The sequence below is a fragment of the Phytomonospora sp. NPDC050363 genome (assembly GCF_040655735.1).
Taxonomy (GTDB): domain Bacteria; phylum Actinomycetota; class Actinomycetes; order Mycobacteriales; family Micromonosporaceae; genus Phytomonospora.
Window position 1 is genome coordinate 15,092 of the sequence record NZ_JBFAKK010000022.1, and the last position, 12,939, is coordinate 28,030.

General features: G+C 71.7%; 12 protein-coding genes. 2 read left to right on the forward strand and 10 right to left on the reverse strand.

Going from position 1 to position 12,939, the window contains the following annotated elements; all coding sequences use genetic code 11:
- The first annotated feature begins 71 nt into the window (after positions 1–71).
- Entirely contained in the window at positions 72–1,316 is a 1,245-nt protein-coding gene (locus AB0I28_RS36935) for a M48 family metalloprotease (protein WP_357500662.1), read from the forward strand.
- A 249-nt stretch (positions 1,317–1,565) separates the two neighbouring features.
- On the opposite strand, the gene AB0I28_RS36940 is transcribed toward AB0I28_RS36935, so the two are convergent.
- The 3 genes from AB0I28_RS36940 to AB0I28_RS36950 are packed head-to-tail and all read right to left on the reverse strand — an operon-like array spanning position 1,566 to position 4,713.
- Positions 1,566–2,399 (reverse strand): isoprenyl transferase, encoded by an 834-nt coding sequence (locus AB0I28_RS36940; RefSeq protein ID WP_357500665.1) that lies wholly within the window; start codon positions 2,397–2,399, stop codon positions 1,566–1,568.
- Complete coding sequence (gene recO, locus AB0I28_RS36945) at positions 2,396–3,142, reverse strand: DNA repair protein RecO (protein WP_357500666.1); 747 nt, start codon at positions 3,140–3,142, stop codon at positions 2,396–2,398. Before recO ends, AB0I28_RS36940 begins: the two co-directional genes overlap by 4 nt.
- Entirely contained in the window at positions 3,139–4,713 is a 1,575-nt protein-coding gene (locus tag AB0I28_RS36950) for a cobyric acid synthase (RefSeq protein WP_357500667.1), read from the reverse strand. Before AB0I28_RS36950 ends, recO begins: the two co-directional genes overlap by 4 nt.
- Positions 4,714–4,857: 144 nt before the next feature.
- Between AB0I28_RS36950 and AB0I28_RS36955 the strand changes: the two genes are divergently transcribed.
- On the forward strand, positions 4,858–6,093 hold the full coding sequence (locus tag AB0I28_RS36955) for an extracellular solute-binding protein (RefSeq protein WP_357500669.1): 1,236 nt from the start codon (positions 4,858–4,860) through the stop codon (positions 6,091–6,093).
- 1,675 nt (positions 6,094–7,768) lie between these two features.
- Here the strand turns inward: AB0I28_RS36955 and AB0I28_RS36960 are convergent.
- The 7 genes from AB0I28_RS36960 to ybeY all read right to left on the reverse strand — a co-directional run bounded on the left by AB0I28_RS36960 (position 7,769) and on the right by ybeY (position 12,925).
- Complete coding sequence (locus AB0I28_RS36960; RefSeq protein ID WP_357500670.1) at positions 7,769–8,992, reverse strand: sigma-70 family RNA polymerase sigma factor; 1,224 nt, start codon at positions 8,990–8,992, stop codon at positions 7,769–7,771.
- Positions 8,989–9,336, reverse strand: coding sequence for a YciI family protein (locus tag AB0I28_RS36965; protein ID WP_357500672.1), 348 nt, complete (start codon positions 9,334–9,336; stop codon positions 8,989–8,991). The genes AB0I28_RS36960 and AB0I28_RS36965 overlap by 4 nt, the downstream gene beginning before the upstream one ends.
- 90 nt (positions 9,337–9,426) lie before the next feature.
- On the reverse strand, positions 9,427–9,918 hold the full coding sequence (locus AB0I28_RS36970; protein WP_357500674.1) for a GyrI-like domain-containing protein: 492 nt from the start codon (positions 9,916–9,918) through the stop codon (positions 9,427–9,429).
- Positions 9,919–9,953: 35 nt separating this feature from the next.
- Positions 9,954–10,856, reverse strand: a complete 903-nt coding sequence (era, locus tag AB0I28_RS36975) for a GTPase Era (RefSeq protein ID WP_357500675.1) — start codon at positions 10,854–10,856, stop codon at positions 9,954–9,956.
- A complete protein-coding gene (locus tag AB0I28_RS36980; RefSeq protein WP_357500677.1) occupies positions 10,853–11,176 on the reverse strand; it encodes a cytidine deaminase in 324 nt (107 codons plus the stop codon). Before AB0I28_RS36980 ends, era begins: the two co-directional genes overlap by 4 nt.
- Positions 11,169–12,464: a hemolysin family protein gene (locus AB0I28_RS36985; RefSeq protein ID WP_357500678.1), complete on the reverse strand. Its 1,296-nt coding sequence runs from the start codon at positions 12,462–12,464 to the stop codon at positions 11,169–11,171. Before AB0I28_RS36985 ends, AB0I28_RS36980 begins: the two co-directional genes overlap by 8 nt.
- A complete protein-coding gene (gene ybeY, locus AB0I28_RS36990) occupies positions 12,464–12,925 on the reverse strand; it encodes an rRNA maturation RNase YbeY (RefSeq protein ID WP_357500679.1) in 462 nt (153 codons plus the stop codon). Before ybeY ends, AB0I28_RS36985 begins: the two co-directional genes overlap by 1 nt.
- Positions 12,926–12,939 lie beyond the last annotated feature (14 nt).

Genomic DNA, 12,939 nt, shown 5'->3' on the forward strand with positions numbered 1-12,939 from the left:
GGGAACGGCCGCGAGGGCGGCGGAGTGTCTACACTCGCGTGGCCCTTTCCGATCGCCCATCGGAGCCCACTGTGTCCCTCGCCGTGTCCGAATACTGCCCCGACTGCCAAGCCCGGCTGGTCACCGACCTGTCCGAGGCGCCCTGGTGCCCCGTCTGCCTGTGGAACCTGGCGGCGTTCGAGCCGGCCGACGATCCGCACATCCTGGACCGCCTTTCGCGGCGGATCGCCTACCGCGACACCATCGCCACCTTCGAGCGGCTGCGCATGACCGTCGGCGTGCCCGAGGTCAGCCGCAGCCGGTACCTCCTGACGGCGATCTCCGCCGTGCTGCTCCTGGCGACCGTGGGTCTCGCGGGGCTGGGCGTGTGGCTGTGCCTGCGGTCCTTCCCGAACTGGTGGATCGTGCCGGGGGCGTTCTGCCTCGCCGTCGCCTGGGCCATGCGGCCGCGCTCGAACAAGCTCGACGAGTACGCGCAGGTCGTGGAGGCGAGTGCCGCGCCGACGCTGCACGCGCTGATCGACCGGGTGGCCGCGGCGGCGGGGACGCCGAGGCCGCAGGTGGTGGTGACCGACCCAAGTTTCAACACCGCCTCGGGAGTCGTCGGCCTGTTTCGCAGACGGCGGGTACTGGCGATTGGGACTGCACTGTGGATCGGGCTGGAACCGCAGGAGCGGGTCGCCCTGCTGGCCCATGAATTCGGGCACTTCAGCAATGAGAACCCGCACCGCAGACTCGGTGCACGGCCCGCGCTGACCGTCCTATACGCCCTGGCCGACATGACCCGGCCGCAGTTTCGGCCCGGTGTCCACCCATCTCCGCTCGACCGAGTCGCATACCTGCTGCTCAGTCCGCTGCACAAACTGCTGGAGCTCGCCGACATAGGCGTCTACGCCATCGCCATGCGCGAGTCGCAGCGGGCCGAGTACCGCGCCGACGCGGTCGCCGCCCGCATCGCCGGCCGCGATGGCATGGCGGCGCTAATGGAGAAGGGCGTAAACGGTGAGAGTCTGGTGACGGTGGTGACGTCGAAGGCGCGGGCACGGGAGTTCACGCCGGAGAAGGTGCGGCCGGCGGTGCGCGAGGCCATGGCGCGTCTGGCGCCCAGGTCGGCCCATCGCCGGCAACTGACGATCCGGGCCGAGATGAGTCTGTTCGCCAGCCATCCCCCGACGGGACTGCGAGTGCGGCTCATCGAGGAAGCGGCCGGTGCGGCGGCGCAGGTGGCGTGCCCGGAGGCGGAGTCGGCGCGGATCGACATGGAGCTTGCCGGGGTTTACGAGAAGGCGCGGCGGGATGTGGCACGGTTTGAATGAGATCGATCCACCGCCGGTGCCCTGCCCCCACTGCGGTGCGGCCGTGCTCGGCGCGGCCGAGCCGTGGGGTGTCGGGAGGGCTGGTTCCCGGCGTTAGAACCGGCTGGAGGGCTCCGCCCCCAGCACCCCCGCCGGGACGCTGTCCCGGACCCTGCCAAGGACTCCGTCCCTGGACCCGGTCCTCAACCTGGGCTGCGGGAGCCGGCTTCCTTCTACCCGGCGGGGGTGGGGCGCTTTTGCCTGGCGGCTCTATCCGGCGCCGTTGGTTACCGGCGCCGGGTCCTCACTCAAGTCCTCACCCGTGTCCACCACCGGGTTCGGCACCGCGCCCCCGTAGCGGCGGTCGCGGCTGGCGTAGATCTCGCAGGCCCTCCACAGGTGGCGGCGGTCGAAGTCGGGCCACAGGACGTCCATGTACACGTACTCGGCATACGCGCTCTGCCACAGCAGGAAGTTCGAGCTGCGCTGCTCCCCTGACGGACGCAAGAACAAGTCCACGTCCCCGATATCGGGGTTGTACAGGTACTTCTGGATGGTCTTCTCGTTGATCCGTCCCGGCTTCAGCCTGCCCGACGCGACGTCCTCGCCCATGCGGGCCATGGCGTCGGCGAGTTCGGCGCGGCCGCCGTAGTTGACGCAGAACTGCAAGGTCAGCTTGTCGTTGTCCTTCGACATCTCCTGGGCGACCTCGAGTTCCTTGATGACGCTGCGCCACAGCTTCGGCCGGCGGCCGGCCCAGCGGACGCGCACGCCCATGTCGTTGAGCTCGTCGCGGCGGCGGTGGATGACATCGCGGTTGAAGCCCATCAGCCAGCGCACCTCCTCGGGTGAGCGGCGCCAGTTCTCGGTTGAGAACGCGTAGGCCGAGACCGTCTTGATCCCCATCTCGATGGCGCCCTCGATGACGTCGAAGAGGACCGCCTCACCGCGCTTGTGCCCTTCGGTGCGGGGCAGACCGCGCTCCTTGGCCCAGCGGCCGTTGCCGTCCATGACGATCGCGACATGGTCGGGCACCAGCTCGGCGGGAAGCTGGGGCGGGCGGGCGCCGGAGGCGTGCTGCTGCGGCGGGCGGTACCGGGTCAAGATCTCTCCACATAAGACAGTGAGCGCAGGTCGCGCTCAAGGTGCCATTGCAGGTGCGCGGCGATCAGGCCGCTGGATTCCTTGCGGACCCCGACGACGCTGGGGACGGCCTTGCGCCAGTCGCCGACGGCCAGGGCGCGCATCAGGTCGAGCGCGGCGGGTGAGGGGTGCGCCGACCCGGCCGGTCGGCAGTCGCGGCAGACGCAGCCGCCGGCGGCGATGGAGAACGCTCGGTGGTCGCCTTTGAGGCCGCAGATGGCGCAGGCGACCAGGATCGGCGCCCACCCGGCGTCGTGCATGCCGCGCAGCATGTACGAGTCGAGGACCAGCGCCGAGGGGTACTGGCCCTCGGCGAGCGCGCGCAGTGCGCCCAGCGTGAGCTGGAACAGCCGCAGCGCGGGTTCGCCCTCGATCGGGCTGAGGCGTTCGGCGGTCTCGGCGATGGCCGAGGCGGCGGTGTAGCGGCCGTAGTCCTCGGCGATGCGGCGGCCGTAGAGGTCGATGCCCTCGACTTGGCTGACGATGTGCAGATTGCGGCCTTCGACCAGTTGGAGGTCGATGTGCCCGAAGGGTTCGAGGCGGGCCCCGAACTTCGAGCTGGTGCGCCGCACGCCTTTGGCCACCGCGCGCATCCGGCCGTGGCGCCTGCCGATCATCGAGACGATGTGGTCGGCCTCACCGAGTTTCTGGACGCGCAGGACCACCGCGTCGTCGCGGAAGAGTCGCCTGCGCATACCGGTCACGGGCCCATTGTGCCTTGCGCGTGTGACGGGCTCCCGGGAGCGCCTGGCGGCAGGAAGGGCAGGCCGCCGGGCGCGCCCTCCTCGATGACGCGCAGGAGGGCTTCGGTGTCGAGGTGCTCTTCGACCAGGTCGCCGAGCAGGTCGAGCATGCTCTCGCGGACGGCGGCGAAGTCGGTGTCGGGGGCGGCGGCGAAGCCGGTGCGGCCGGCGAGCGCGGCGGCCTCGGTCAGGAAGGCGCGGCGGAAGCCGTCGTGTTCGAAGGCGCCGTGCCAGTGCGTGCCCGACACCGATCCGGCGCGGGCGCCCTCGCCGGTGCCGTCGGGGAGGGTGAACATGGGCGCGGCGCCCTCGTCGACGCGGTCGACGCCGTGGTGGATCTCGTAACCGCCGACCGGCACGCCGCCGTAGGTCCCTTGTGGACGGCGCAGGGTCTTCTCCGGCGCGAAGGTCACCTCGACCGGCAGCAGGTCCAGTCCCGCGACGCTCCCCCGCCGGCTCTCGACCTCGTCGTGGACGGCCCGGCCGAGCATCTGGTAGCCGCCGCACAGCCCGACCAGCGGCCGGCCGGCGGCCGCGTGCGCGGCGATGACGTCGTCGAGTCCCCTGGCGCGCAACCACTCCAGATCGTCCACAGTCGACTTCGAGCCCGGCAGGACCAGCACGTCGGCGGCGGCCAGTTCGCCCGGCTCGATCGTCATGCGGACCCGCACCCCCGGCTCGCAGGCCAGCGCCTCGGCGTCGGTGGCGTTCGACATGCGCGGCAGCCGCACCACCGCCACGTCGAGCCACTCGCTGCCGCGCGGCGGCGCCGGGCGGCCCAGCACCCGCCCGTAGGCGACGTCGTCCTCGGCGTCGAGCCACAGGTCGAGGTGCCACGGGATCACCCCGAAGGCCGGGCGCCCGGTGAGCGCGCGGAGCTGGTCGAGGCCCGGGCGGAGGAGCCCGAGGTCGCCGCGGAACTTGTTGATCACGAACCCGGCGACCAGCGCCTGGTCCTCGCGCGGCATCAGCGCGACCGTCCCGAAGAGGTGCGCGAAGACGCCGCCCTTGTCGATGTCGCCGACGATGACCACGGGCATGTCGGCGTCGCGGGCCAGGCCCATGTTCACGAAGTCGTGGTGGCGCAGGTTGATCTCGGTGGGGCTGCCCGCCCCCTCGCAGATCACCGCGTCGAAGTCCCGCCGCAGCTCGGCGAGGGACTCGCGGACGGTGTCGACGACCATCGGGCCGAGCGTGGCGAAGTCGGCGGCGTCGAGGAACCCGTGCGGCCTGCCGCGCAGCACGATCTGACTGGAGCGCTCGCTGCCGGGCTTGAGCAGCACCGGGTTGAAGCGCGTGTCGGCGGCCAGCCCGCACGCGGCGGCCTGGAGCGCCTGCGCGCGGCCGATCTCGCCGCCGTCGGGGGTCACCGCGGAGTTGTTCGACATGTTCTGCGCCTTGAACGGCGCGACCCGCACGCCCCTGCGCCGCAGCCAGCGGCAGATCCCGGCGGTCACCACGGACTTGCCGGCGTCGGAGGTGGTGCCCGCGACGAGCAGGGCACCGGAGGTCGCGCGAAGGCTTCGGGTCACCCGGCCATTGTGATCATCCGCTCGCCGGGGCGTCCGGGCGGATCGGGGCATCCGGAATCCACCACTTGACTCCCTTTTCCCCGAGCCCTACTTTTAGGGATATTTACTCAGGGTGCCGGCCACCCCTTGGGAGAGGTAACCGCCATGGGACGACTCCTCGCCGCGAGCGCCTGCGCCGCCGCGGTATTACTCACCGCCTCCGCCTGTCAGGGCGCGGCCGACTCGGAGGAACCCGGTGCGCCGGGGCTCACCTTCCTCGTCGCCGAGACCGCCGAGCGGCCCGCCGCCTACTGGACCGAGGCCGTCGAGCGCGTCGCCGACGCCAACGGGCTGGAGATCGAGCTGACCGTCATCCCCCTCGGCGGCGATCCCACCGCGCACGTGCGGCAGATGCTCGGCGAAGGCGCCCCCCTTCCCGACATCATGGCCGGGGTCTCGCCGAAGGGGTTGGGCACGCCCGAGCTGCTCTACGGCTGGCAGCCCGAGGAGATCGCGCGCTTCCGGCAGCCCTACTCGGGCAGCGTCGCCGGGCAGATCTACCGGCTCCCCGCCACCGGCGAGGCCGTGCCCGTCGTCTACTACAACAAGGACCTGCTCGGCGAAGTACCCGGCACTTACGCCGAGCTCCTGAAGACGGCGGGCGAGTTGAAGGGCGACGGCGTGCGGCCCTTCGCGCTGGGCGGTGTGGAGGCCGCGACGCTGCTGTGGTCGGCGACGATCACCACCGACGTGTACCGCGAGTCGCCGACCTGGATGCAGCACCGGCGGCTCGACCACGTGCACTTCTGCGACAAGGAGTTCCGCGCCGCCGCCGAGAAGGTCACCGAACTCGGGGAGTACGTCTCGATCACCGACAACGGCGGTGACGCCGCCTTCCTCGCCGGTGAGGCCGCCATGTATCCCGCGAGCAGCCGCTTCGCCCTGGCCGCCGCCGCGCAGCCGCCCGCCTTCGAGATCGGGGCCTTCGCCTGGCCCACCGACGACGGCGGCGCGGTCGTGCCCGCCTACCACGGCGGGGGCCTGTCGGTCAGCGCCGCGGCGAAGGACCTGGAAGCGGCCCGCCGCTTCGCCCTCGCCTTCTCCCTCGACCCCGCCAACCTCGACCACGCCGCCACCGCCGAAGGCCTCTTCCCCGCCGTCACCGAGTACACCCCACCGGAGGCGATGGGCGACATCTACCGCCTCGGCTACGAGCTGTACACCGCCGCCGCCGACACCGGCGCCCTCCTCCCCTCGGTAGCCGCCGAGGACGGCGACGACGGCGTGCCATCGGCGACCGCCGAGGAGTGGCAGGCGTCGGCGGCCCGCCTCCTGGGCGGGCTGACGGACGCGAAGGAGGTCTGCGCGACGCTGGACGGGGGGTACGCGCCGGCGGGGTGAGGGGCCAGGTCTGAGAGGTGGGTGAGGGGCAGGGCGTCCTTGGGGTGAGGCGGGGGCCTGCGGAGGTTCACGGTGGCGTGCCCGACCTCGACGGCACGCCACCGCCATGACGCCGCCGCCGACGCCGACGGGCGTGCGTGACGTGCGGGCGTGCGGGCGTGACGTGCGAGTGGCTGCGGGCGACGGGGTGGGGCGTGCGCGTGTGGCGCGGGGCGCGGGGCGCGCATGAGCGACGGACTGGCGCGTGCGCGCAGCGCGCTGGGTTGTGGGTGAGGCGGTGTACGCACCGCACCGCACCGCCGAAGCGGTAGTTCGCTCCCCCTGCGTCTGGCACGACATGGGGGCAGGGCGTGGCCCGGTTTGGGTTCGCCTGCCGCTGCCGGCGTGGCCTTGCCTCATGCGACTTCGCCACCGCGCCGCCAAATGAGGCGCTGCCCGTGCGCGGCGCGCCTGGCAGGCGAGCGGCTCTGGACGATGTCGGTGGCGAGCGCAGCGGCGTCCAAACGCCGCACAGGGGCGAGCTGGCAGCGTTTCGCGGGCCGGTCGAAGGCCGGTGTACTGGTGGAGCTAGTGGGGCTAATAGGGCTAATAGGGCTAACGCACGGAGGCCACGGACGCCTCGCCCAGCAGTACCCACCGCGCCTCCGGAGGGGAGAAGGGGGAGAAGGGGGAGGAGGCGGGCGACCACCTGAGCTGCCTGCCTGCCGCGCCGGATGCCGGGCATGCCGAACGAGTGAGCGGGCAAGAGTTCCGGCGAGCTCGCGTGCCGCCTCGCGCTGGGACGGTTGGGCCCCACGCCAGCTGGCCACGGGAGGTGGCCGGTGGAAATGCGGCGGGCGTTCGTAGAGCCACGCACTAGGTGGGCGGCCGGACACGTGGGTGGACAGGAGCGGCGGCGCGGGTAAGCCTCGCGATGGCTGGCTGGGACGTGGGCAAACCGGACCCGGACCCGGGCGGCGGGCGGCGGGCGGCGGGCGGCGGGCGGCGGGCGGCGGGCGGGCGAATGGTCTCGCGGTGGCCGACTCGGGCGTAAGCGGGTTCGACACGGGAGGCGGCCGGAGGCGCGGCAGCCACGGGTAAGAGTCTCGCGTTGAGCCGGCCACGATGTTGCACCGGACGGACGTGGGCCGGCTGAACACGTGCGGGCGGCACCGGCAAGCGCCTAAGCCTCGGCCTAGCGAACTGGGACACGGCGGAACGGACATGGGGGTGGGCTGCTCGGAATGCGGCGGGCGCTCGTAGAGCCGCGTGCTCGGCGGGTTCGGCGGCGCGCGGACCGGGGTTCGGCAGACGCGCGAGGAACATCGCGCTGAGTCGGCGGGAGCGGGAGCGGGCGACACAGCGAGAGAGTGCAGCCCTCGCGCTGGGCAGGCTGAGACGTCGGCGGGTCGGACGCCATACCGGGGCGAGACGACGGGCGCGTTCAGGACCTCGCGGCAGGCGGAGTGGGACGTGAACGGGCCGCGCACGGAAGGCGTGCAGGTGGAAAAGCGGCGAGCGCCTGCAAGAGCCTCGCGCTGGGCAAACTAAGACATGGGGCGAACTGCAGCGTGGGCGGACACGTGAGCGACCGGACACGTGGGCAGGCAGGTAGGCGGGTCGGCGGGCTCCCCACCCATCCCCCTTCGGCCCCTCGCCCCGCAACCCACCCCTCGCACCCCTCGCCCCGCAACCCTCACCCCTCGCACCCCTCCAGCCGTCGGCGCAGGTACCGCCGTTCCGGCTCCGTCGGCGCCAGCTCCAGCGCCCGCGCGTAGGCCTCGCGGGCTTCGCCCGTCCTCCCCGCCCGGCGGAGCATGTCGGCGTGGGCGGCGGGTAGCAGGTAGTACGCATCCAGGCCGCCGGCGGCGGTGAGGTCGTCGAGGATGGTGAGGGCGGCGGTGGGGCCTTCGGCCATACCGATGGCGACGGCCCGGTTGAGTGCCACGACCGGTGTGGGGACCAGGCGCAGCAGCTCGGTGTAGAGCCCGGCGATCTGGAGCCAGTCGGTGTCCTCGGGGTCGGCGGCGGTGGCGTGGCAGGCGGCGATGGCGGCCTGAAGCTGGAACGGGCCCGCCCGGCGGCGGCGCAGTGCCTGCCTCAGAAGGGCCTCGCCCTCGCCGATCCGCTCGGCGTCCCACAGGGACCGGTCCTGCTCGTCGAGTGGCACAAGCTCACCGTGGGGGTCGGTGCGGGCGGCGCGGCGGGCGTCGTGAAGCAGGATGAGGGCGAGCAGGCCGCGGGCCTCGGGTTCGTCGGGCATGAGGGCGACCAGCAGGCGCGCCAGCCGGATCGCCTCCTCCGTCACCCGCTCACGGGAGGGATCGCCGTACCCGGCGTTGAACAGCAGGTAGAGCACGTGGAGGACGGTCGGCAGCCGCTCGGGCAGCAGGTGTGCCGGCGGCACCCGAAACGGGATCCCGGTGTTCTTGATCCGCTGCTTGGCGCGAAACAGCCGCTGCCCCATCGTCCGCTCGGGCACCAGGAAGGCGGCGGCGATCTCGGCGGTCGACATGCCGGCGAGGCTCCGCAAGGTCAGCACCACCTGCGCCTCGACGCTGAGCGCCGGGTGGCAGCAGGTGAAGATCAGTTCCAGGCGCTCGTCGGGGATGTCGGAGTCGTGCGGGGGCGGCGAAACCGGCTCCATCTCGGCGACCTCCCGCAGTTTCCCGGCCTCGACCGAGGCACGCCGGATCACGTCGATCGCGCGGTTGCGCGCCGTCGTGGTGAGCCAGGCCAGCGGCTGGTCGGGCACGCCCTTCTCCGGCCACAGCCGCAGGGCCTTCGCGAAGGCGTCCTGCGCGCACTCCTCGGCCAGGTCCCAGTCGCCGCCGGTGAGCCGGATCAGTGTCGCCACGATCCGGCTCCACCCGTCGGCGTAGACGGCCGCGACACGGCCGGCCACGTCCTGTTCCGTCACTCGTCGTCGCCCTCCCAGAACGGCCGCAGTTCGATCAGCCCGCCCCAGGCCATGGGGTGCTTCGAGGCGACCTGGACGGCCTCGTCGAGGTCGGCGCAGTCGAGGACGTCGAAGCCGACCATCTGCTCCTTCGTCTCGGCGAAGGGCCCGTCGGTGAGGAGCACCTCGCCGCCCCGGACGCGAACGGTCGTGGCGTCGGCGGCCGGACGGGTGCGCTCGCCGATCAGGCGGATGCCCCGGCCGTCCATCTCCTTGACCCACTCGTCGACGTCCGGGGCGTCGTCGAGCTCGCCGGGACCGGGCTTGAAGCTCGGGTCGAGGCAGACCAGCATCAGGTACTTCATCGTGTCGCTCCCATCGTGTTGTCGACTGTCATCTGAATGACGAACGGGCACGACGCTCTACTACCGGCCTCGCGAAAAAACTTCGGCCCGTCACCGCGCCAGGCGAAACTCCAGCAGGACCTCCCACTTGTTCAGGTCCGGCTCGTCTCTGGGATCGGTGAGGTAGAACTCCAGCCGCGACCCCCAGCGCTCGTTCTCCGCACCGTCCTCCTTGTCGAACTCGAGGTCCTGACCGGCCGCCCACGCCAGCAGGGACGCCGTCACGTCGACGAGCTGGTCGGGATGGCCGACGTGGGAAACGGTCACGTAGCGCCCGGCGGGCAGGACGCCGGCGAAGACCTCGCCCTCCCCCTCGACGGCCTCGGCGACGGGAATTCCCGCCTCGATGTCGAGCGGGCCCGGCATGGCCACGCCTCTGTAACGGAAGAAGGGCGCGCCGGCGGGCTCGGCGCCACGCGCGGCGAGGTGTCCGAAGACCTCCCCGAAGCGGTCGGCGATCTCCGGGAACGTGGACATGGTGACGCGCCCGGCCACCGCCGCGTACGGACGGTCCGGGTGCGTGACGATCTCGGGAGTGCTCATGCGGCCATTGTGCGGCCGGGGTCCGACAAAAGGGTCTAGAACCCCAGACGCTGAAGGAGCTTCGGGTTGCGCTGCCAGTCCTTGGCGACCCGCACGTGAAGGTCCAGGAAGACCCGCGAGTCGATGAGCTTGCCGATCTCTTTGCGCGCCTGCGTGCCGACGTGCTTCATGCGCGCGCCGCCCTTGCCGATCACGATGGCCTTCTGGCTCGGCCGCTCGACGTAGATGTCGGCGTAGATGTGCTTGCGGGGGTTCCCCTCGCTCTCCTCGTCGAGGATCTCCTCGATGACGACCGCGATCGAGTGCGGGAGTTCGTCGCGCACGCCTTCGAGGGCCGCCTCGCGGATCAGCTCGGCGATCATCACCCGCTCGGGCTCGTCGGTGATCATGTGGTCGGGGTAGAGCTGCGGGGACTCCGGCAGGTGCCCGCTGATCACCTCGACGAGCGTGTCGACCTGCTCGCCGGTGACGGCGCTGCACGGCACGATGTCGGCGAAGTCGGCGAGCTTGGAGACGTCCATGAGCTGCTTGGCCAGGTCGGCCTTGGAGACCAGGTCGGTCTTGGTGACCACGGCGACGATCTTCGTGCGCAGCTCCTCGATCTCCTTGGAGATCAGGCGGTCGCCGGGTCCGACCTTCTCGTTGGCGGGGATGCACAGCCCGACGACGTCGGTCTCGCTCCAGGTCGCGCGCACGAGGTCGTTGAGGCGCTGGCCGAGCAGGGTGCGGGGTTTGTGCAGGCCGGGGGTGTCGACCAGGATCAGCTGCGAGTCGGGCCGGTGCAGGATCCCGCGCACGACGTGGCGGGTCGTCTGCGGCCGGTTGCTGGTGATCGCGATCTTCGAGCCGATGATGGCGTTGGTCAGCGTGGACTTGCCGGCGTTGGGGCGGCCCACGAAGCAGGCGAAGCCGGCGCGGTACGGCACGTGATCGGTCATGCTCGTATTGTGCCGTCCGGGTCGGCGACGTGTACCGGCGCGGCCGAAGACAAGTGACGTACGGCGGCCAGGCCGCCCTCGTCGACCTCCCCGGCGGTGACCACGACGGCCGCCTCCAGCTCCTCGGCACCGGCCGCAAGGGCGTTGGCGACGGCCAGTTGCAGCGCCGACAGCTCGACGCCGGGCAGCTTCACCGACGCCGCCGCGTAGGTGCGCCCGTCGCCGTCGCGGACCGCCGCGCCCGTCTCCGCGCCGATGCGGCCGCGAGCGCCGCGCGCCAGGATCAGCAGCTTGTTGTCCTCGGTGTCGAGCTCAGGCATCGGCGTTCATCCTCTTCTCCGTCTCGGGTTCGGCCGGCTCGGCCGCCTCCCTGCGCACCAGCACCGTGTCGATGCGGTTGCGGCGTCCCGTCGTGCCCTCGGCGGTCAGCCGCAGGCCCTCGACGACGGCCTCGGCGCCGGGGATCGGGACCTTCCCCAGGGCCTGCGCGAGCAGTCCGGAGACGGTCTCGACGTTCTCCTCGGGCAGCGTGACGCCGAACAGCTCGCCGAGGTCCTCCACCGACAGCCGCGCGGTGACCCGCACCGAGCCGTCGGCCAGGCGCTGCACGGGGGCGCGCTCGACGTCGTACTCGTCGGTGATCTCGCCCACGATCTCCTCGAGGATGTCCTCGATGGTGACCAGCCCGGCGGTGCCGCCGTACTCGTCGACGACCACGGCGATGTGCACGCGCGCCGACTGCATCTCGCGCAGCAGGTCGTCGACCGGTTTCGACTCCGGCACGAAGGTCCCCTCGCGCATGATGTCGCCGACCTTGACGTCCTCGCCGTCGCCGGACAGCCGGATCAGGTCCTTGAGGTAGACCACGCCGCGGATGTCGTCGATGTCCTCGCCGACCACCGGGATGCGCGAGAAGCCCGAGCGCAGCGCCAGCGCCCGCGCCTGGGCGGCGGTCTTCTCCGCCTCGATCCACACCATCTCGGTGCGGGGCACCATCACCTCGCGGACGATGGTGTCGCCGAGCTGGAAGACCGAGTGGATCATCTGCCGTTCGCCGTGCTCGACCTCGCCGCGCTGCTCGGCGATGTCGACGAGTTCGCGCAGCTCCGTCTCGGTCGCGAACGGCCCTTCCCGGAAGCCCTTGCCCGGTGTGACGGCGTTGCCGACCAGGATCAGCAGCCTCGTCAGCGGCCCGAAGGCGCGGCCGAGGAAACGCACGATCCCCGAACTGACCAGGGCCACCGGGTAGGCGTGCTGGACGCCGATCGTGCGCGGGCCGACGCCGATGACGACGTAGGAGACCACGAGCATCGACGCGGCCGTGGTCAGCGTCGCCGCCCAGCCGGTGCCCCAGGCGCCGAAGGTGATCAGCGCGACCAGTGTGGTCGCGGTCAGCTCGCAGGCGAGCCGCAGGAGGAGGAGCAGGTTGATGTAGCGGGGGCGGTCGTCGGCGATGGCCTGGAGACCCGCGGCGCCTCGCACACCGTCCCGGGCCAGCTCGGCCGCGCGGGCCGGGGAGATCCGGGACAGCGCCGCGTCGGTCATCGCCGACAGTCCCGCCAGTACGACAAGGGCCACGGCGATGCCGAGCAGCGTTGGGGTGGACATCAGCGTGTTCGTCGCCAATCTTCGAGCAGCTTGCCCTGCAGACCGAACATGCGCTTGGCCTCGTCGGGCTCCACGTGGTCGTAGCCGAGGATGTGCAGCACCCCGTGGACGGTCAGCATGTGCATCTCGTCGGCGGCGGTGTGCCCGGCCGCGGCGGCCTGTTTCTCGGCCACCTCCGGGCACAGCACGACGTCGCCGAGCAGCGCCGGCGAGGCCGGCTCGTCGGAGTTGGGGCCCCGGTCGACGGGCATCTCGTCCATGGGGAAGGCGAGCACGTCGGTCGGGCCCGTGCCGCCCATCCACCGGTGGTTGAGCTCGGTCATGTACTCCTCGTCGACGAGCAGGATGGACAGCTCGGCGAGCGGGTTGACGCCCATCTCGGTCAGCGCGTAGCGCGCGACCTCGAGGATGGTGTCGCCGTCGACCTCGTGGCCGGACTCGTTGGCGATCTCAATGGACATGGTGTCCCCCTCGC

Excerpts from the sequence above, each read along its gene's own strand:
- AB0I28_RS36970 (WP_357500674.1), bottom strand. The coding sequence starts at position 9,918 with ATGAGCACTCCCGAGATCGTCACGCACCCGGACCGTCCGTACGCGGCG.
- AB0I28_RS36965 (WP_357500672.1), bottom strand. The coding sequence starts at position 9,336 with ATGAAGTACCTGATGCTGGTCTGCCTCGACCCGAGCTTCAAGCCCGGT.
- AB0I28_RS36955 (WP_357500669.1), top strand. The coding sequence starts at position 4,858 with ATGGGACGACTCCTCGCCGCGAGCGCCTGCGCCGCCGCGGTATTACTC.
- era (WP_357500675.1), bottom strand. The coding sequence starts at position 10,856 with ATGACCGATCACGTGCCGTACCGCGCCGGCTTCGCCTGCTTCGTGGGC.
- AB0I28_RS36980 (WP_357500677.1), bottom strand. The coding sequence starts at position 11,176 with ATGCCTGAGCTCGACACCGAGGACAACAAGCTGCTGATCCTGGCGCGC.
- AB0I28_RS36985 (WP_357500678.1), bottom strand. The coding sequence starts at position 12,464 with ATGTCCACCCCAACGCTGCTCGGCATCGCCGTGGCCCTTGTCGTACTG.
- ybeY (WP_357500679.1), bottom strand. The coding sequence starts at position 12,925 with ATGTCCATTGAGATCGCCAACGAGTCCGGCCACGAGGTCGACGGCGAC.